The following is a 19668-nucleotide window of genomic DNA, read 5'->3' as shown; positions in this document are numbered from 1 at the left end:
GCCCTTCCAGCTCGTCCCGGCGGGCGCGCGACGAGAGCGAGGGGTCGTGCTCCCACCAGTCGATGCCCATTTCCTTGGCCTTGTCGACAGAGGCCACGATCAGCCGCAGTTTGATCGTGAGCAATTCGATGTCGAGCAGATTGATACGGATGTCGCCCGCGATGACCACACCCTTGTCGAGCACCCGCTCCAGGATGTCGGCCAGATTGGCCCCGCTCTCGCCCCGGGCGGACAGCCCGCCCGGGGCGGGGCCGCGGGACGCCAGGGGGGAGCCGTAGGCGGTGGTGGTCATAGGGTCCCGTTCGCCCATCGGCGCGCCTCCTCCATCCGGTCGAGCAGCACGTCCTCCTGCCGCTCGAACTCCTCCTCGTCGATCAGCCCCTCGTCGAGCCGGGTCTCCAGGGCGATCAGCGCGCCCTGGATGTTCGCGGGGTTGTAGTACTCCCGCTCGGCCTGGGTGAGGAGCTGCCGGAGCGTCCAGCCGATCAGCAGCATCAGGAATCGACGAAGCTGTACGGCGGCAGCGGCCCGTTGACCCGGAGCTTCAGCCGGGGATGGGCCTTCTCCAGCCCGCTCACCGCCGAGAGCAGGGGGTCGGTGGCGTCCTTGGCCAGCAGGACGGACAGGCTGAGGAACCAGCCGCCGCTCTCCGGACCGGGACGCACCGCCTCGGCGGCGGGCGCCAGGGTCTCCTCCACGATCCGCGCGTCGCGCGTCTCCCGTGCCTGGACCGCGGCGGCCACCAGCTCGCCGAAGCGCACCCGGTCCTCGTAGGTGCCGCCGCCCGAGGCCCGGTTGGCCTCCGCCATCATCCGCAGCTCGGGCTCCTCCGAGAGCACCTGGTGCAGTACGGCGTTCTCGTCATGAACCGCCTTGACGTTGTACTCCACCCGGTCCGCGAGCCGGGACAGCTGTTCGTGGTAGCGGTCGGCGTGCTCGGACAGCACCGTGCGCACATCGTCGTCGCTGGTCGACACCGAGCCGAAGCGCATCGGCAGCACCGGATGGGCGTCGCCCACCTCGGCCAGCACATGCTGATGGGCCAGCAGATCACGGCGGCGCGGCTTGAGTTCGGCCGGGCAGTCGCTGACGATCGCGGACAGTTCGCCCTCGGTGAGCGCGCGGACCGGCAGCGGGGGGTCGCCGATACCGCGCAGCCGGTCGCCGAGGCCGGAGACCTCGCCCCGCGCGATGCCGTAGACGTAGGTGTTCACTCGGTCTCCTCCGCCTTCTTCGACGACGTCTTGCGGGTGGTGGTGCGGCGGCTGCGGCTGCGGGCGGGCTCCTCCTCACGCTCACGCTCATCGCCGCGGAGCGCCTCGGCGACGGTGCTGGCCGCCTTGCTGACCGTCTCGCCCGCGCCGGACAGCGCCCCCTTGGTCTTGCTGCGCGCGGCGCCCTCGGTGGCGCCGTCGAGGATCTCGGGGATACCGGGGGACTTGTTGGGGCCGGACTCCAGGTCGAGCCGGTTGCACGCCTCGGCGAAGCGCAGATAGGTGTCCACACTGGCCACCACGACCCGTACGTCGATCTTGAGTATCTCGATGCCGACGAGGGAGACGCGGATGAAGGCGTCGATCACCAGCCCGCGGTCGAGGATGAGTTCCAGGACGTCGTAGAGGCCACTGCTGCCGCCCCCGCCCCTGGACTGCTGTGCCGGGACTACGGTTGTCATGTCGTTTGAGTTCCTCTCGGCTCCGGGCGGCTGGCGTCCGGGTGGGCCCACGGCCCTCCGTACGGTCAGCCGCGGTCACTTCGCCCGCGCTCGTAGCGGCGGAGGCGGCGGTATCCGGTGAGCACGCCGTCCGGGTCGAGAGTCAGCTCGTACAGAGCCATCAGACTCATCGTCTCCGGTACCCGGGCCAGCTCCACCACTTCGGCGTCCAGCACCCATCCCTCCTCGGTCCGCTCCATCCGCGGCACCGATTCGGGAACGAGGCCCGTCAGCTCGGCGAGCTGGTCACGGGCTGAGCGCAGGAGTGCCACCGGAGTCATACCGTCGGCCGCCTTCTTCTTCTTGTCGCGGGTCTCATCGCGTGAGTCAGTCGAGTCAGTCATGTTCGCTCCGTGGTGCGGCGGGTACCGCGTGCGTCCCCGGGTAAACCTGACGGTTCGCTATCGGCGATTTGTGGTGGAATTGTGTGCTCCGGCTGCTTCCGGGTGGTGTCCGGGCGATGTTTATCCGTCTGCTGTTCCATTTGTTCGGCAGAGGGATCAGCGGAGAGATCGGAGAGCCCGCTTCCTATACCAGACCAGCGCCTTTGGCATCGGAAATCAGCGAAAACGGCCGCCCGCCCGAGAGCCGTCAACATGAGCCACGGAAGAGTGACAAAGTCGCGGACAAACCCGGGCGTGTTTTCTGTGACACAAGTGTGACGAGTGACGGACCCGGGGCGGATGAGGCAGTGCTCACCGTGATCCAGCTCTCGCTTTCCCGCCCCTTTGACGCCGCCTACGGTGGCTGTCATGGGACCTGTACCGAACCTTCCGGCCGAACCCGAGGACGACCTCGACAGCTATGTGGGACTCGATGCCGCGACCGCCGAGGACCGGGCGCGGGAGCGCGGCTGGACCACCGTGCGTAGGGTGCCGCCGGGCGCGATCATCACGATGGAGTACCTCTTCGGGCGTATCAACTTCGAGGTCGCCGAAGACGTCGTACGGCGCTGCTGGCGCGGCTGAGCCGGCCCCTGGTGCCCCGCGGGTCACCAGGGGCCCTTCCGCGGCACGACAGGACAACGGCCCCGGACGCTCTCGGTGGAGCGTCCGGGGCCGTCGTACGGGGTCTGCGGGGCGGGCGGGGAGGTCTGTGCGTACCGTCCCGCCCGGCCGGGCCGGGGGCTAGCCGCCGGTGGCGGTCGTCCGCCCGCGTCCCGTGGTGGAGCCGAAGGGTGTGGTGGCCGCGCGGGGCACCCGGTCGGAGTGCGGCGGACGGCGGCTGCCGCCCGGGGTGACCGGGGTCCGCTCGGACCGGGTGGTGTGCTGGTGCTGGCGGACCGGGTGGTGCTGACGGGGCTCGGCGATCCGCGCGGTGGGACCGGTCGGGCGGCCGTTCCCGGCCACGCCCACCGGCTCGCGCGGCGGCATTTCGTCGTCCCGGGCGGTCCGCGGGGTGGCGAGGGTGGATCCGGCCACCGGGCGCGCGGAGGGAACGCGGACCGGAACCGGCGCCTTGCCGCCGTGCTGGCGCAGCCGGTGCCACATCTCCAGCAGCAGCACCTCGGCGCGGTACATCACCGGCTCCAGCCAGGGCAGGGCCAGCAGCACCAGCACCCCGGCGGCCCAGCCCAGCACCACATCGCTCAGCCAGTGGGTACCGAGGTAGACGGTGGTCATGCCGACGCCGAAGGCGAAGCCCGTGGCGATCAGCGAGGCGATCCGGCGGGCCAGCGGCGTGGTCGCCAGATAGGCCAGTACACCCCAGGTGACCACGGCGTTCGCGGTGTGACCCGAAGGAAATATATCGCCGTTGGCCCACATCTCATTGGAGCCGACGGTGGTCGCGTAGTGCGGGCCGAGCCGTCCGAAGCCCAGCTTCACCGCACCCACGGTGAAGTTCAGCAGCAGCAGAGAGGTGCCGAGCACCAGCAGCGGCCGCATGGTGCGCTGCCGGTGGCAGCACCATCCCAGCCAGGCGGCGACCGCGACGGCGGTGGGGCCGCGCTGGCCCATGACCACGAAGTAGTCCAGGAAGGTGTGGAACTCCGGCCACTGCTTGTAGGGCCGGAACAGCATGACCTGCCAGTCCAGCTTCACCAGCCACGAGGTGGTGAGGACGCCGATGACCGTGGCCGCGTAGACCGCCAGCGTGGACCCGAGCAGCCAACGGCGGGTCCGGGTCATGCGCGGTCGCGCGAGATCGGTCGGGCGCTCCTCCGCCTCGGGGAGCTTCTCTTCGGTACGCACCTAATCGACGTTACATTGCGTGACAGGCGGGTTCGGTCGATCAGGTCGCTTTGTGATGACGATGTGATGTGGAGTTCGTCTCGTCGGCCGCTTATGAAGGTGCCATTCCGACGTAATCCACGAGGCCCCGGAAGTATTGCGCGCACAGCGTTCCTATCCGCGACCCGCGGGGCCTTTATGGAGTTCTTACAGCGGCGTTTATCGGTGATTGGCCGTGCCGTTCCCGCCCGTTTCCCGGGTGGCGGTCCCGCTGTCGCCCGGACCGGAGCGGGCTGATCAGGGCGGCCCCGAACCATGCAGCCAGAACGCCCCGTAGAGCGCGGAGCCCAGCCCAACCGAGCCCAGGATCAGCGCCGTACGCGCCGGACGGAGCCGGGCCAGCGCCAGCGCGAGCGGCAGCAGCAGCGGGAACGCCGGCATCAACAGCCGTGGTTTGGAGCAGAAGTAGCCCTTCGCGGTCAGCGCGAGCACCAGCACCGAGCCGCAGTACGCCAGCACCGGCAGCGGCTGGCCCTGCCGCACCCCGCGCGCGAACAGCCACAGCAGTGCCGCGACCCCGGTCAGCAGCGCCAGCCCGGCGGGGAACCCCGGGCCCGTCAGCATCCCGCCGATGAAGCCGGCGAAGGCGAGGCCCCCGTCGAAGCCGTTCCCCCAGCCGCTCTGGATCTCGAAGTAGCCGGTGGCGCTGCCGGTCTCGAAGCCGACCCACCCCACATAGGCGAGCCAGCCCAGCGGGGCCAGCACCACTCCGGCGAGCAGCTCGGGATCGGTGCGCCGGGCCCGCCGCCACCGGCCCCCGGGCAGCAGCTCCACGGCCGCGGCGAGCCACACCGCGGCGACCACCGCCGCCCCCACCGGCCGGGTGAGCCCCGCGAGTGCCGCGAGCGTGCCCGCCGCCAGCCACTGCCGGGTGAGCGTCGCGTAAACCGCCCAGGCGGCCACGGCCGTGAAGAGGGACTCCGAATAGGCCATCGACTGCACGATGCCGACCGGGAGCACTGCCCAGGCCACCACCAGCAGGGTTCCCACCCGGCGTCCGTGCAGCAGATCACCGACCGCGAAGATCCCCCACGCGGCCAGCAGCGAGGTGACACAGCTCACCGCCAGTCCGGCGCCGGCCGCGTCCAGCGGAGATATGGCCGAGATCACCCGCTCCAGCGCGGGCAGCATCGGGAAGAACGCCAGATCCGAATGGATCGAGCCATCCGGCAGCCGCAGTGTGTAGCCGTACCCCTGCTCGGCGATACGGGTGTACCAGAGGGAGTCCCAGCGGGCCGCGAGGAGCTGGTGGGGACTTCTGTCCGCCACCGCCCCCCAGATCGCCAGAACCGCCAGCCCGACCAGGCGCGTCCCCGCATACGCGAGCAGTGCCGGGGCGGCTCGGCGCAGCGCGGCGCGCAGAGTGCGGCCGGGCCGGGCGTCGTCGCCGCACGGCACGGCCGCGGCATGGTCGAGAGCAGTCACGGCGACGATTATCGAGCATGATCCGGACCGGTCGGGACGCCTGTGGACAACCGTGAGACGAACCACGGAAGGACATCCGGCCGCCACCTGTACGACACCGGAAGAAGGGGAGAAACGAGGGGACGAAAGGGGAACGGAGGGACGTACGCCGCCTTATCCGCCGCGGGGCCCGGATGCAACATGACCTGCGGCACACGGTCGGTGCGGCGACTCGCGTACCCTGACCTCTCACTCGCGCCTGCGCCACCGGGTCACCGGACGCGTCCCCACGACGTGACGTCTCCGCCCTCCCGGGCGGACCGCGAGCGCAAGACAGGGAGGTGCGTACATGTCCGGGACGACCACGGGCCGCGAACAGCGGACGGCGGGCGTTCCCCGGCAATGGCGCGGGACCGAAGCGGGCGGCGGTGCGAACCGCTGGGTCGTCCTGCTCGTGCTCTGCGTCAGCCTGCTGCTGGTGGCCGTCGATGCCACCGTGCTGCACGTCGCGGTCCCCGCCGTCACCGAGGACCTTCGCCCCGGCTCGATCGAGCTGCTGTGGATCGTGGACGCCTACCCGCTGGTATGCGCGTCCCTGCTGATCCTCTTCGGCACCCTCGGCGACCGCGTCGGCAGACGCCGGGTGCTGCTGCTCGGCTACGGGCTGTTCGGTGCCGCCTCGGCCCTCGCGGCCTTCGCGGACACCCCCCAGATCCTCATCGTGGCCCGCGCCCTGCTGGGCGTCGGCGGCGCGATGATCATGCCCGCCACCCTGTCGATCCTGCGCCAGGTCTTCCCCGACCGCCGCGAGCGCGCCCTCGCCATCGGCATCTGGAGCGCGGTGGCCGCGGTCGGCGCGGCCGCCGGCCCGCTGCTCGGCGGCTTCCTGGTCGAGCACTTCTGGTGGGGCTCGGTCTTCCTGATCAACATCCCGCTGATGGCGGTGGCCCTGCCGGTGGGCCGCTGGCTGCTTCCGGAGTCCACCGGTGAGCGCGACGGACCGTGGGACGTGCTGGGCGCCGTCATGGCGGCCGGCGGACTGTTCTGCGTGGTCTTCGGTGTGAAGCGGGTGGGCAGCGGCTTCGGTCTGCTGGAGCCGCTCACCGCGCTCCCGGTGGTGTGCGGTGTCCTGCTGCTGGTGCTCTTCGTCCGGCGTCAGCGGCGCCGGACGCATCCGCTGGTCGATCTCAATCTGTTCGCCCGTCCGGCCTTCTCGATCTCGGTCGGCTGTATCGTCCTGGCGCTGCTCGCGCTCGTCGGTCTGGAGCTCATAGCCGCCCAGTACCTCCAGCTGGTGCTGGGACTCACCCCGCTGGAGACCGGGCTGCGGCTGCTGCCGCTCACCTTCGCCGCGATGGCCGCCGGACTCGCGGGGTCCCGGATGCTCCAGGGGCTCGGCCCGCGCACCATGGTGGCGCTCGGCTTCGGGCTCACCGCCGCCGCGGTGCTCACCCTCACCGTCATGGGCCAGGCCGACCGGCCCGCGGTGCTCATCGGCGCCTTCGTCGTCCTCGGCTTCGGCCTGGAGATGACCCTCTTCGGTGCCTATGAGTCCATGCTCAACGAGGCCTCCGCGGAGTCGGCCGGTGGCGCCGCCGCCATCGGCGAGACCTCCTACCAGCTCGGCGCGGGTATCGGCATAGCGCTGCTGGGCAGCGTGATGAATGCCGCCTACAAGCCAGGCGTCTCCTCGGTCACCGGGGTGCCGCACCACGCCAGCGCCGACGCCGGGGAGTCGCTGGGCGCGGCCTACGAGGTCTCCCACGATCTCGGCGGGGCCGCCGGAGAAGCGCTGCGCGCCGCCGCCCGAGCCGCCTTCGTCCACGGACTGCACATCACGCTCGTGGTCAGCGCGGGACTGCTGCTGCTCGGCGCGCTGGCCGCGCTGCGGCTGCCGAAGACCATGGAGTGCGCGCCCGCCGAGGAGGTGTCCGCACCGGGTGCCGCCGCGGACGCGCCGGGCGGCGCGGACCGGGTGCAGGCCAAGGAGGCCCCGGCCCGCCGCGACCGCGCGGCCGTCGTGGGAGCCGACTCCACCGGCTGACCTGGCGCGGGGCCGCCCGGACGGGACCGAGTGGGTCTGGACGGCGGACGGGGCCCGGCCGTAGCGTCGGATCCGACACGGATGATCAGTCGGCCGTCGGGGCGGAGGACGCGCCCGGCGACCCGTGGACATCCGCCGCACCCCGCAGCACCATCCGCCGTACGCACCGGAGGCCGCTACCCATGTCCGCTGGCACCCTGCCGCCGTTCGACCCGAGCGATCCGCTGGGCATCGAGGACCTCCTCGGACCTGAGGACCTGGCGGTCCGCGACACCGTGCGGCAGTGGGCCGCCGACCGCGTCCTGCCGCAGATCGCCGACTGGTACGAGCGCGGCGAACTGCCCGGTATCCGTGAGCTGGCCCGTGAGCTGGGCTCGATCGGCGCGCTCGGGATGTCCCTGACGGGCTACGGCTGCGCGGGCGCCAGTGCCGTCCAGTACGGACTGGCCTGTCTGGAGCTGGAGGCCGCCGACTCCGGGATCCGCTCCCTGGTCTCGGTGCAGGGCTCGCTGGCGATGTACGCGATCCACCGCTTCGGCTCCGAGGAGCAGAAGCAGCGGTGGCTGCCGGGGATGGCCTCCGGCGAGATCATCGGCTGCTTCGGGCTCACCGAGCCCGACATCGGCTCCGATCCGGCCGCCATGCGCACCCACGCCAAACGGGACGGCTCCGACTGGGTGCTGACGGGCCGCAAGATGTGGATCACCAATGGCTCGGTGGCCGGGGTCGCGGTGGTCTGGGCCCGTACCGACGACGGCATCCGCGGGTTCGCCGTCCCCACCGACACCCCGGGCTTCTCGGCCCCCGAGATCAAGCACAAGTGGTCGCTGCGCGCCTCGGTCACCAGCGAACTGGTGATGGACGAGGTGCGGCTGCCCGCCGACGCGGTGCTGCCCGGCGGCACCGGGCTGCGCGGACCGCTGAGCTGTCTGAGCCACGCCCGCTACGGCATCGTCTGGGGTGCGATGGGCGCCGCACGGGCGTCGTTCGAGGCGGCGCTCGACTACTCCCGGACCCGGGAGCAGTTCGGCCGGCCGATCGGGGGCTTCCAGCTCACCCAGGCCAAGCTGGCCGATATGGCGGTGGAGCTGCACAAGGGTGTCCTGCTCGCCCACCACCTGGGCCGGCGGATGGACGCGGGACGGCTGCGTCCCGAGCAGGTCAGCTTCGGCAAGCTGAACAATGTGCGGGAGGCGATCGAGATCTGCCGCACCTCGCGGACCATCCTGGGCGCCAACGGGATCTCGCTGGAGTACCCCGTGATGCGGCACGCCACCAACCTCGAGTCGGTGCTCACCTACGAGGGCACCGTCGAGATGCACCAGTTGGTGCTCGGCAAGGCGCTCACCGGTCTCGACGCCTTCCGCTGAGCCGCGGGGCCTCCGGCCCGGGCGAGTGAGCCGAAGGGGCGCGACCCTGCCGAAAGGGAGAGCGCGCGGAGGCCGCGAGGTACGAGTGGCCGAGCACGGTCGACCGTCGGCAGGGGCTTCAGCGCCCCGGAGGCGAACCGAGCCCCTGAAAAAGGGGGCTCAGCTCTGGTTGAAGAAGCCGCCGATCGAGCGCTGGGCCTCACCGCTGACGATCTGGTAGTCCGCCGGGGTCAGCAGGAAGACGCGGTTGGCGACGCGCTCGATGGAACCGCGCAGCCCGAACGTCAGCCCCGCGGCGAAGTCGACGACGCGCTTGGCGTCGGCCGGCTCCATCGTCGTCAGGTTGACGATGACCGGGACCCCCTCCCGGAACAGCTCACCGATGCCCCGGGCGTCCCGGAAGCCGTCCGGGGTGACCGTGGCGATACGTGTGCCCTGGTCCTGCGCGGCCTGGTCGGCCACCCGCACGCGCGGGTCGGTCACCCAGGAGTCGCCGGGCTCGGGCCCCTCGGCGTAGTCGTCGTCGTAGTAGCGCTCGTCATCGCTGTCGTCGACGAGGCCAAGCCAGGCACTCGCCTTGCGTACCGATCCCATGGACGCCTCCTTTCGCTAACGGTGTGTACTGTCCGCCCCTCCATGGTCGTCCATGATGCGGATGGTGTGCCACGTGGATTGCGGCCGCACAGGGGATTCGTGACGTTACTGGTGCACAACGCCTGGCGCCATATCAGAGTTCCACCTGCTTACGGGGGCTGACGGAGTGCTGGGTAGACTCCGCCGGGCCGGACGGGTGACGTCGGGGACGTACGGGTGAACGGGGATCTTCGTGTTTGGCATTATCCGGCCTTGCCGCCATCGGCTGTCGGAAAACCTGCGGACCGAATGGATGGCGCATCTGTGCGGGTTGTGCCTCGCGTTGAGGGGTGATCACGGACAGTTCGCCCGGATCGCCACCAATTACGACGGTCTGGTGATCTCGGTACTGGTCGAGGCCCAGACCGGAGGCTCCGACGGCGGGCGGCGTACCGCGGGGCCGTGTCCGCTGCGCGGGATGCGCACCGCCTCCGTCGCCCAGGGCGAGGGTGCCCGGCTCGCCGCCACCGTCTCGCTGGTGCTGGCCTCGGCGAAGATGCGTGACCATGTGGAGGACGGTGACGGGGCGTTGGCGCGGCGGCCGGTCGCCGCCGCCGCCCGCCGGGTCGCCGCCCGCTGGGACCGGGCCGGGGCGCGCAGCGGCGCCGAGATCGGCTTCGATACGGCCGTGCTGCTCGACGCGGTCGGCCGACAGGGCGGGATCGAGGGCGAGGCCGGGATCGGCACCTCACTGCTCACCGTCACCGAGCCGACCGAGACCGCGACGGCGGCGGCTTTCGGCCATACCGCGATCCTGGCCGGGCGGCCGGAGAACCGGGCCCCGCTGGAGGAGGCCGGACGGCTCTTCGGACGGCTGGCCCATCTGCTGGACGCGGTGGAGGACCTGGCCGAAGACGCCGAGACCGGTGCCTGGAACCCGATCGCCGCCACCGGCGCCGACCTCGCCGATGTGCGCAGGCTCTGCGACGACGCGGTGCACGGGGTGCGGCTCGCCCTCCGGGACACCCGGTTCGCGAGCAAGGGCTCGGGCAGACTGGCGCATGTGCTGCTGGCGCACGAACTGCCGCGCGCGGTGGACCGCGCCTTCGGCACCACCGGCTGTGCGCACACCACCGACGGCGCGCCCCCCGGGTCCGGTGCGCCGGAGCTCGAGATGCTCGGCCTCGAGGGATCCCACGGGGCGCCGCCCCCGCAGTCGCCGTGGATCAACAACCCGCACGGACCCGGCGGCGCGCCGCCGGAGCCGCCGAACCGGGGTCGGCGGCGCGGGCTGATAGCCGGCTGCGCGGTGTGGGCCGGGCTCTTCTGTACCTGTCAGGTGTGCTGCAAGGACCCGTACCACGACCCGTGGACGGGGGAACCGCGCGAAGGGCTGTGCCACAAGTGCGATGACTGCTCGGACTGCTGTGATTGCTGTGACTGCTGCAGTTGCGACTGTGGCTGCTGCGACGGTTGCGATTGCGGGTGTGACTGCGGCTGTTGAGGAACAGCGAGCGCGAGGGGAGGGGAGCGCTGAAGCGGGGGTGAAGACGCGTGAGAACGCGGGCATACAGGGCCACATCGGACAGGACGTGCGATGGGCGGGTGAAGCCTCCCGAAGGCAGCGGAGGCGGGCGATCAGCCCGAACAGGACGACGACCACACCCGACCGAAGTCGATGTGGTCGCGGGTGACCAGTCGCTGCCATGAATGCATGCGCCAAGTGGAGCAGCGTTCCGGCTGTGCGTCAACTGCGGTGAGACGCGGTGCTCACAGTTCGGACAGCCTTGACAACCGGCCGTAGGGACACCTTAATCTCGGCGCCAGGCCGTGCTGAGGGGCGCGGCCGGGTGTGAAGGCCCGCGTTGAGTTCGCTCGAAGAACTCACGGAGCCTTGCGTATGTCCGCGATCCCGGACTTTCCCTCCCGACCACCCCGAAGCCCCCACTCGGCCCTTTCCTCCCGGCCGTCCCGGCCGTCCACCCTGGTCATCGTCGGTGCGGGCCCGCGCGCCACCGGACTGGTGGAACGGCTCGCCGCCAACGCCCCCGAGCTGTACGGGGACGGCGCACCGCCCTTCGCCGTGCACCTGGTCGATCCGTACCCGCCCGGTGGCGGCCGCATCTGGCGCCCCGACCAGTCCCCGCTGCTGTGGATGAACTCCCTGGCCGAGGACGTCACGATGTTCACCGACGCATCGGTGGAGGGCGAGGGGCCGGTCCGCCCCGGGCCCTCCCTCGCCGAATGGGCCGCCCGGCTCCGTGACGGCGACCTCCCCGACGGCCCGACCGGCACCGTCCCGCCCGAACTCGCCGCCGAGGCCGCCGCGCTGACCGGTGGCAGCTTCGCCACCCGGCGGCTGCAGAGCGCCTATCTGCGCTGGGTGTACGAGCGCGCGGTGGCCGCCCTGCCGCCCGGGGTCACCGTCCATGAGCACCGGTTCCGCGCGGTGCGGATCACCGGTCCGCGCGACGGACGCCAGCAGGTGTGGCTGGAGGGCCGGGCCACCCCGATCACCGCCGACGCGGTGGTCCTCGCCCTCGGCCACCTCGACGCCGAACCCGACGCCGAACAGCGGGCGCTCTCGGCGTTCGCCGCCGAGTACGGACTGGTCCACCTCCCGCCGGAGTTCACCGCGGACAGCGGGCTGGACGTGCTGCGCCCCGGTGAGCCGGTGCTCGTCCGCGGCCTCGGGCTGGCCTTCGTCGACCTGATGGTGCTGCTCACCGAGGGCCGCGGCGGACGCTACGAACGCGGCCCGGCCGGGGAGCTGAGGTACCGGCCCTCGGGGCGGGAACCCGTGCTGCACGTCGGATCGCGCCGTGGCGTCCCCTACCACGCCAAGATCGGCTATCCGCTGGACGGTGAACGGCCCCCGGTGCCGCGCTTCTTCGGCCCCGCCGAGGTCGACGCGCTGCTGCGGCTCCCCGGCGGGCCCGACTTCCGGCGTGACATCTGGCCGCTGATCGACAAGGAACTCGGATACGCCCACTACCACCGGCTGTTCACCGCCCACCCCGAGCGCACCACCCTGGAGTGGCGGGTCTTCGAGGAGCGGTACGCCGCCCGCCCGCCCGCCGACCCCGCTCTCGCCGCACTGATCGCCTCGGCCGTACCCGATCCGGCGGACCGGCTCGACCTCGACGCCCTGGACCGTCCGCTGGCCGGGCTGCGGTACCCCGACGAGGAGGCGCTGCAACAGGGGCTGCGCGGATATGTCGAGGCCGACCTGGCCCGCCGCCATGACCCTGGGCACAGCCCCGACCTGGCCGTCTTCCTCGCCCTGCTCTCCGCCTACGGGCAGCTGATCCGGCTCGGCGACACCGGCGGCTGGTGGCACGGCTTCTTCAGCCACCTCGCCTCCGGCCCGCCCGGACCGCGGCTGGAACAGCTCCTCGCGCTCTCCCGCGCCGGAGTCGTCCGCTTCCTCGGCGCCGGGCTGACCGTGACCACCGACCCCGGGCGCGGGGTGTTCCGGGCGGCCGGCGACAGCCTGCCCGGACACACCGTCGAGGCCCGTGCCCTGGTCGAGGCCCGGCTGCCGGAACCCTCCGTTGAGCGCAGCCGCGATCCGCTGCTGCGCTCCCTGCACCGCGACGGCGCGGCCGCCACCCCGGCCGGACTGCTCGCCGTCAGCCCCGACGACGGCCGGGTCCTGGACCGGGCCGGACGTCCGCATCCACGCCGCTTCGCCCTGGGCCCGCACACCGACGCCCGCGCCTCCGGCGCCTTCGCCCGGCCGCGCACCAACGCGCCCGCGTTCCGCCAGAACGACGCGACCGCCCGGGCCCTGCTGCGCTGTCTGCGCGAACTGGCCCACAGCGCCCCGCTCAGCGCCTGAGCGCGACCGGCCCGCCCCTTCCCGCTCGCCCCTCCCGAAGGACCCCCGTGTCTCTGACCTCCGATCCACCCCTGAAGACCGCGCCCGAACCCACCCCGGCCGAGGACTACTCGGCGCTCAAGGTCGTCCCCGTACGCCACCCCTGGCGCTGGGTCGCGGTCTCCGTCACCGCCGTCCTGGTCGCACAGTTCGCCCACGGCCTGGTCACCAACCCCGGCTGGGAATGGGAGGTGTTCGCCCGGTTCTTCGCCACCGAGACCATCCTCAAGGCGGTCTGGATCACCATCCAGCTCACCTTCTACGGCACCGCGCTGGGCTTCGCCCTCGGTATCGTGCTGGCCTTCATGCGGCTGTCCGCCAGCCCGTTCCTGAAGTCGGTGGCGTTCACCTACATCTGGGCGTTCCGCTCCATCCCGCTCATCGTCCAGCTGCTGTTCTGGTTCAACCTCACCTACCTCTACCAGCGGCTGGACTTCGGCATCCCGTTCGGCCCCGGCTTCTTCTCCTTCGACACCGCGGGCCTGGTCGGCGCCATGAGCGCGGCGGTCCTCGGACTCGCCCTGCACCAGGCGGCCTACGCCGCCGAGATCGTGCGCGGGGGAGTGCTGGCCGTCGACGCCGGACAGCTGGAGGCGGCGGCCGCACTCGGCATCCCCCGACTGCGCCAGCTCCGCAGGATCGTGCTGCCGCAGGCGATGCGCTCGATCCTGCCCAACGCCGCCAACGAGGTCATCTCCCTCTTCAAAGGCACCTCGATCGTCTCGGTGATGGCCATCGGTGAACTCTTCTACCAGGTGCAGGTCGTCTACGGCCGCAACGGCCGGGTGGTACCGCTGCTGATGGTGGCGACCGTCTGGTACATCGTCCTGACCACCGTGCTCTCCGTCGCGCAGTACTACGTCGAGCGCCACTTCTCCCGGGGAGCCACCCGATGACCGCCATGGTCGACATCCGCTCCGTCCACAAGAGCTTCGGAACCCTGGAGGTGCTGCGCGGGATCGACCTCCAGGTGCGCGCCGGAGAGGTGGCCGTCGTCCTCGGACCGTCCGGCTCCGGCAAGTCCACGCTGCTGCGCACCATCAACCACCTGGAGAAGGCGGACAGCGGGTGGATCAGCGTCGGCGGCTCACCGGTCGGCTACCGCCGCCAGGGCAACCGGCTGTACGAGCTGCGCGAACGCGAGATCCTCCGGCAGCGCACCCGGATCGGCTTCGTCTTCCAGAACTTCAACCTCTTCCCGCACCTGACGGTGCTGGAGAACGTCATCGAGGCACCCCTCTCCGCGCTGCGCCGCCCCCGGAAGCAGGCCGTGGCGGCCGCCGGGACGCTGCTGGCCCGGGTCGGTCTCGCGGACAAGGCGTCCGCCTACCCCCGACAGCTCTCCGGCGGACAGCAGCAGCGGGTGGCCATCGCCCGCGCGCTCGCCCTGGAACCGGAGCTGCTGCTCTTCGACGAGCCGACCTCCGCACTCGACCCCGAGCTGGTCGGTGAGGTCCTGGACGTCATCAAGGATCTGGCCCACCAGGGCACCACCATGGTCGTGGTCACCCATGAGATCGGCTTCGCCCGCGAAGTGGCCGACACCGTGGTCTTCATGGACGACGGCCGGATCGTCGAGCAGGGACGGCCGTCCGAGGTGCTCGACCGCCCGCGCGAGACGCGCACCAAGGCGTTCCTCTCCAAGGTCCTGTGACCTCCCGCCCCCCGGTACACCCCGACCATCCCCGTATGTCCCGTATCCCGCACACCCCCGCAAGGAGCATCCCGTGAAGACCCGTCGCACCCTCGTCACCGCCGTCGCCGTCACCCTCGCCTCGACCCTGCTCGGCGCCTGCGGCAGCGGTGACGCCCAGCAGACCGTCGGGGCCGGGGGCAAGCGGGGCGGACAGCTCAACATCGGCCCTGACCAGCACCGCGTCAGAGGTAAGAAGGTGGCCGCCATCGCCGCCGAGCTGCCCGCAGCGATCCGTGAGCGGGGCACACTGCGGGTCGGCGGCAGCGCGGACGCCGCCGCGCCGCTCGGCTTCTACGCCACCGACGACAAGACCCGCATCGGCTCCGAGATCGACCTCGCCACCCTGGTCGCCGACACCCTCGGCCTCAAGGTCGACTTCCAGGCGGTCTCCTGGGAGAACCTCTTCGTCGGCCTGGACAGTTCCAGGTTCGACGCCGTGTTCTCCAATGTGACCGTCACCGAGGAGCGCAAGGAGAAGTACGACTTCGCCACCTACCGGCTGGACGACCTCGCCTTCGAGGCCAAGAAGGGCACCCCGTGGCGGGTGAAGGGGCCGAAGGACGTGGCGGGGAAGACCGTCGCCGTCTCCTCCGGCACCAACCAGGAGAAGATCCTGGTCGACTGGAGCAAGGAGAACGAGAAGGCGGGCCGGAGGCCGGTCGGCATCACGTACTTCCAGAAGGACACCGACTACTACCTCGCCCTCCAGTCCGGGCGGATCGACGCCTATCTCGGCCCCCACCCCACCTCCGCCTACCACGTCGCCTCGGCCGGTCGAACACAGATCGTCGGCACCCTCTCGGGCGGCGGCGACGCGGTGCAGGGCAAGATCGCCGCCACCACCAAGAAGGGCAGCGGACTGGTCGGTGCCTATGCGGCGGCCATCGACCACGTCATCGACGACGGTTCGTACGCCAAGGTGCTGAAGCGCTGGGGACTCGCCGGCGAGGCGGTCGAGAAGTCCGAGATCAACCCGCGCGGCCTGCCGAAGCAGTGACCGTCCACCCCGACCGAGGAAGGCCCTGACCATGGCCCCATCCACCGGCCCCCTGCACCTGGCCGCCGCCGTCGACGGCACCGGGAGCTACACGGCGCCGTACTACGTCGAGCTCGCGCGTCTCGCCGAGCGCGGCACGCTCGACTTCATCACCCTGGACGACTCGTTCGGCCCCCCGGGGGAGGGGCCGGGCCGGCCCGACGCACTCGCCGTCCTGGCGCGCGTCGCCCCGGCCACCGAACGGATCGGACTGGTGCCGACCGTCACCACCACGCACACCGAACCGTTCCATGTCTCCTGTGCCGTGGCCACCCTGGACTGGGTGAGCCGCGGCCGGGCGGGCTGGACGGTCGGGGTGTCGGCGACCGAGGCGGAGGCGCGGCTGGTGGGCCGGCGCCCCGCCGCCCCCGCGGCCGAACTGTGGGCCGAGGCGGGCGAGGTGGCCGATGTGGTGGCGCGGCTCTGGGACAGCTGGGAGGACGACGCGGAGATCCGCGACATCGCCACCGGCCGCTTCATCGACCGCGACAAACTGCACTACGTCGACTTCGAGGGCGGCCACTTCCGGGTGCGGGGCCCCTCCATCGTCCCCCGGCCGCCGCAGGGCCACCCGGTGGTGGCCGTCGACGCCACCGACCCCGTCACCCGGGACACCGCCGCCCGCCACGCCGATGTGGCGTTCGTCCGGGCCACCACCCCGGACGCGGCGGGCCGGATACGCGACGAACTGCGGCTGCGCGCGGGGGAGTCGGGCCGGGATCCGGGCGCGCTCACCGTGCTCGCCGCCGTCACCCTGGACCTGTCGGACGGTGAGTACGCGGCCGGGCCGGGCCGTGCGCAGGGCCCGTTGACCGCCGTGGACGACCGGCCGCCGCTGTACCGCGGGGGACCGGTGGACCTCGCGGACCTGATCGCCGGATGGCACACCGCCGGGGCCGTGGACGGCTTCCACATCACCCCCGCCGCACCGCCCGGCGATCTCGAACGGTTCGTCAACGGCACCGTGGCACTGCTCCAGCACCGCGGACTGTTCCGCACCTTCTACCCCGGTACGACGCTCCGGGAGCACCTGGGGCGGCCGCGCCCCGCCAACCGCTACGCCCTGGCGAGGGAGGGAGCCCGGTGAACGACACGAGCGGCCCCGGCCGGCAGATCCATCTGGCCGCGCACTTCCCGGGGGTGAACAACACCACCGTATGGGCCGGCCCACTCGCCAGCCCGGCCACCACCCCTGGCCGATGCGCTTCGCGCGACCTCTCTCTCGGCAGCCAGATCGACTTCTCCTCCTTCGTCCATCTGGCGCGCACCGCCGAACGCGGGCTGTTCGACTTCTTCTTCCTCGCCGAGGGGCTGCGGCTGCGCGAGCACAACGGCCGTATCCACGATCTCGATGTGGTGGGCAGGCCGGAGTCGCTCACCGTGCTGTCCGCGCTGGCGGCCGTCACCGAACGGCTCGGCCTGGCCGCCACCGTCAACGCCACCTTCAACGAACCGTATGAACTGGCCCGCCGGCTGGCCTCCCTGGACCATCTCAGCGGGGGCCGCGCCGCCTGGAACGTCGTCACCTCCTCCGACGCCTTCACCGGTGAGAACTTCCGGCGCGGCGGCTATCTGGACCGGGCCGACCGCTACACCCGGGCCGCCGAGTTCGTGGCCACCGCGCGTGAGCTGTGGGACTCCTGGACGCCCGGGGGCACCCCCCGGCCGTTCGCGCACCACGGTGAACACTTCGGTATCGAGGGGCATTTCGGGGTGGCGCCCGCGCCGCAGGGCCATCCGGTGGTGATCCAGGCCGGGGACTCCGACGAGGGCCGGGAGTTCGCCGCCTCCGCCGCCGACATCATCTTCACCCGGCACGGCACCCTGGAGGCGGGCCGTGCCTTCTACGCCGACGTCAAACGGCGGCTGACGGCCTACGGCCGGGCCCCGGAGGATCTGAAGATCATGCCCGGGGTGACCTTCGTCCTCGGCGACACCGCGGCCGAGGCCCAGGAGCGGGCCGCGGAGATCCGGCGGCAGCAGGTCTCCCCGCAGACCGCGCTGCTCACCCTGGAGCAGATCTGGGGGGTGGACCTGTCCGGCCACGACCCCGACGGCCCGCTTCCGGACATCGACCCGGACCCCGGCTCCCAGCGCTCCCAGGGCCGGGTGCGGCATGCCGATCCGCTGGCGGTGGCGGCGAAGTGGCGGGCCCTCTCGGAGGAGAAAGGGCTGTCCATCCGGCAGACCGTCATCGAGACGACCGGCCGGCAGTCCTTCATCGGCACCCCGGAGGCGGTCGCCGCCGAGATGGCCGCTTTCGTACGGGGGGACGCGGCCGACGGCTTCATCCTCGTCCCGCATCTGACCCCCGGCGGACTCGATGACTTCGTGGACCGGGTGATCCCGCTGCTCCAGGAGCGCGGGGTGTTCCGCACCGCGTACACCGGCCGGACACTCCGCGACCACCTGGGGCTTCGCCATCCGGGAGAGGAGCGCTGAGGGGTTCCGCGCGGGCCGGGACACCGGAGCGCACCAGGGTCCGCGCGGTGGCGGGGAGCTCGGCGGAACCTGAGGGTCCGTAGCCGCGTCCTCAGGGATACCCAGGGGATGGGTGCACCGCCCCGGTGGCCGGAAGCCGCCGGGGCCATGTGCCGGGCGGCCGCTGACAGTTACACGTTTTCTCTTGCGCGCCGAGGGTGATGGCCCGAATACTTCGGGAAGCGCTTGTCAGGAACACGTCGGAAATTCCCGTTCGACGTGATCATTGACTGCGCCTCACGGGCCTGCCCACCCAAGCGGACCCCCGATTCCCTCGGAGGAAGAGTTGAGGATCAAGCGCACTGCCCCCCACGGCACCCAGGCGAGACGTATGGTCCTGATCGCCGCCACCTCGGCGCTGGTGGCCGGAACGGCACTCGCCGCCCCCGCCGCCTACGCCGGAAGCGACAAGGCCACCACGTTCGGCGCGACAGAGGTCAGGGCGGCGAGCGACGCCGTTCTCGAGGCCGATGTCGCGGGCACCGCCTGGTATGTCGACAAGGCGACCAACACCCTCGTGGTCACCGCCGACAGCACCGTCTCCGCGAGTGAGATCGCCAAGATCAAGGACGGCGCCGGTGCGAGCGCCGACGCGATCGAGGTGAAGCGCACCCCCGGCAAGATCAACAAGCTGATCTCCGGTGGCGACGCCATCTACGCCAGCAGCTGGCGCTGCTCCCTCGGGTTCAACGTCCGCAACAGCAGCGGAGCCAACTACTTCGTCACCGCGGGTCACTGCACCGACGGCGCGGGCACCTGGTGGTCCAACTCCGGACACACCACCACCATCGGCCCCACCGCCGGGTCCAGCTTCCCGACCAATGACTACGGTCTGGTCCGGTACAGCGGCTCGGTCAGCCCGTCCGGCACCGTCGGAGGCCAGGACATCACCCGGGCCGCCAACCCGACCGTCGGCCAGACGGTCACCCGGCGCGGCAGCACCACCGGCACCCACAGCGGCCGGGTCACCGCGCTGAACGCCACCGTCAACTACGGCAACGGCGACGTCGTCTACGGCATGATCCAGACCACCGTCTGCGCCGAACCCGGCGACAGCGGCGGTCCTCTCTACTCCGGGTCCACCGCCCTCGGCCTCACCTCCGGCGGCAGCGGCAACTGCTCCACCGGCGGGACCACGTTCTTCCAGCCGGTCGTCGAAGCGCTGAACGCCTACGGGGTCAACGTCTACTAGACCGGCCGACCCCCGGCGTGACGACCTTCACCGGTCCGTTCCCCCCT

General features: G+C 71.5%; 18 protein-coding genes and 1 pseudogene. 11 read left to right on the top strand and 8 right to left on the bottom strand.

Features of this window, described 5'->3' with window-relative positions; genetic code table 11:
- Positions 1–7: 7 nt before the first annotated feature.
- The 5 genes and pseudogenes from AC07FT_RS31780 to gvpO all read right to left on the bottom strand — a co-directional run.
- A pseudogene (locus tag AC07FT_RS31780) lies at positions 8–292 on the bottom strand (gas vesicle protein); the annotation flags it as partial.
- Positions 289–495 (bottom strand): gas vesicle protein GvpG, encoded by a 207-nt coding sequence (locus AC07FT_RS31775; protein WP_254744186.1) that lies wholly within the window; start codon positions 493–495, stop codon positions 289–291. The gene AC07FT_RS31775 and the pseudogene AC07FT_RS31780, both read right to left, overlap by 4 nt.
- Positions 495–1214, bottom strand: a complete 720-nt coding sequence (locus AC07FT_RS31770) for a GvpL/GvpF family gas vesicle protein (RefSeq protein WP_479179455.1) — start codon at positions 1212–1214, stop codon at positions 495–497. The genes AC07FT_RS31775 and AC07FT_RS31770 overlap by 1 nt, the downstream gene beginning before the upstream one ends.
- Complete coding sequence (gene gvpJ, locus AC07FT_RS31765) at positions 1211–1675, bottom strand: gas vesicle protein GvpJ (RefSeq protein ID WP_479179454.1); 465 nt, start codon at positions 1673–1675, stop codon at positions 1211–1213. The genes AC07FT_RS31770 and gvpJ overlap by 4 nt, the downstream gene beginning before the upstream one ends.
- 65 nt (positions 1676–1740) lie before the next feature.
- Entirely contained in the window at positions 1741–2058 is a 318-nt protein-coding gene (gene gvpO, locus AC07FT_RS31760; protein WP_479179453.1) for a gas vesicle protein GvpO, read from the bottom strand.
- A gap of 408 nt (positions 2059–2466) precedes the next feature.
- Between gvpO and AC07FT_RS31755 the strand changes: the two genes are divergently transcribed.
- Positions 2467–2682, top strand: coding sequence for an I78 family peptidase inhibitor (locus tag AC07FT_RS31755; protein WP_431773552.1), 216 nt, complete (start codon positions 2467–2469; stop codon positions 2680–2682).
- 159 nt (positions 2683–2841) lie between these two features.
- Here AC07FT_RS31755 and AC07FT_RS31750 read toward each other — a convergent pair whose 3' ends face one another.
- Positions 2842–3906 (bottom strand): phosphatase PAP2 family protein, encoded by a 1065-nt coding sequence (locus AC07FT_RS31750; protein ID WP_479179451.1) that lies wholly within the window; start codon positions 3904–3906, stop codon positions 2842–2844.
- A 276-nt stretch (positions 3907–4182) separates the two neighbouring features.
- Positions 4183–5370 carry a hypothetical protein gene (locus AC07FT_RS31745; protein ID WP_479179450.1) on the bottom strand — a complete coding sequence of 396 codons (1188 nt, stop codon included), beginning with the start codon at positions 5368–5370 and terminating at the stop codon, positions 4183–4185.
- A gap of 328 nt (positions 5371–5698) precedes the next feature.
- Here AC07FT_RS31745 and AC07FT_RS31740 point away from each other — a divergent pair, with 328 nt between their 5' ends.
- The gene (locus AC07FT_RS31740) at positions 5699–7393 is read left to right on the top strand and encodes an MFS transporter (RefSeq protein ID WP_479179448.1); all 1695 of its coding nucleotides are present in this window, start codon (positions 5699–5701) and stop codon (positions 7391–7393) included.
- Between the two features lie 182 nt (positions 7394–7575).
- The gene (locus tag AC07FT_RS31735) at positions 7576–8763 is read left to right on the top strand and encodes an acyl-CoA dehydrogenase family protein (RefSeq protein WP_479179446.1); all 1188 of its coding nucleotides are present in this window, start codon (positions 7576–7578) and stop codon (positions 8761–8763) included.
- Positions 8764–8922: 159 nt separating this feature from the next.
- Here AC07FT_RS31735 and AC07FT_RS31730 read toward each other — a convergent pair whose 3' ends face one another.
- Complete coding sequence (locus tag AC07FT_RS31730) at positions 8923–9357, bottom strand: cell division protein SepF (protein WP_201877370.1); 435 nt, start codon at positions 9355–9357, stop codon at positions 8923–8925.
- A gap of 232 nt (positions 9358–9589) precedes the next feature.
- Between AC07FT_RS31730 and AC07FT_RS31725 the strand changes: the two genes are divergently transcribed.
- The 8 genes from AC07FT_RS31725 (at position 9590) to AC07FT_RS31690 (ending at position 19621) form a co-directional block, all read left to right on the top strand.
- Entirely contained in the window at positions 9590–10840 is a 1251-nt protein-coding gene (locus AC07FT_RS31725) for a DUF5685 family protein (RefSeq protein WP_479179444.1), read from the top strand.
- Between the two features lie 396 nt (positions 10841–11236).
- Entirely contained in the window at positions 11237–13177 is a 1941-nt protein-coding gene (locus AC07FT_RS31720) for an FAD/NAD(P)-binding protein (protein ID WP_479179443.1), read from the top strand.
- A 47-nt stretch (positions 13178–13224) separates the two neighbouring features.
- Positions 13225–14112, top strand: a complete 888-nt coding sequence (locus AC07FT_RS31715; protein WP_479179442.1) for an amino acid ABC transporter permease — start codon at positions 13225–13227, stop codon at positions 14110–14112.
- Between the two features lie 5 nt (positions 14113–14117).
- Complete coding sequence (locus tag AC07FT_RS31710) at positions 14118–14870, top strand: amino acid ABC transporter ATP-binding protein (RefSeq protein WP_479179503.1); 753 nt, start codon at positions 14118–14120, stop codon at positions 14868–14870.
- Positions 14871–14943: 73 nt separating this feature from the next.
- On the top strand, positions 14944–15909 hold the full coding sequence (locus AC07FT_RS31705) for an ABC transporter substrate-binding protein (RefSeq protein WP_479179441.1): 966 nt from the start codon (positions 14944–14946) through the stop codon (positions 15907–15909).
- 31 nt (positions 15910–15940) lie between these two features.
- Positions 15941–17035: an LLM class flavin-dependent oxidoreductase gene (locus tag AC07FT_RS31700; RefSeq protein ID WP_479179439.1), complete on the top strand. Its 1095-nt coding sequence runs from the start codon at positions 15941–15943 to the stop codon at positions 17033–17035.
- Positions 17032–18390, top strand: coding sequence for an NtaA/DmoA family FMN-dependent monooxygenase (locus AC07FT_RS31695; protein ID WP_479179437.1), 1359 nt, complete (start codon positions 17032–17034; stop codon positions 18388–18390). The genes AC07FT_RS31700 and AC07FT_RS31695 overlap by 4 nt, the downstream gene beginning before the upstream one ends.
- A gap of 325 nt (positions 18391–18715) precedes the next feature.
- A complete protein-coding gene (locus AC07FT_RS31690) occupies positions 18716–19621 on the top strand; it encodes a S1 family peptidase (protein WP_479179436.1) in 906 nt (301 codons plus the stop codon).
- Positions 19622–19668: the final 47 nt, after the last annotated feature.

Source organism: Streptomyces sp. NPDC045899 (assembly GCF_056431485.1).
The sequence above is the reverse complement of the archived record's forward strand: the minus strand, read 5'-3'. Positions and strand labels throughout refer to the sequence as shown.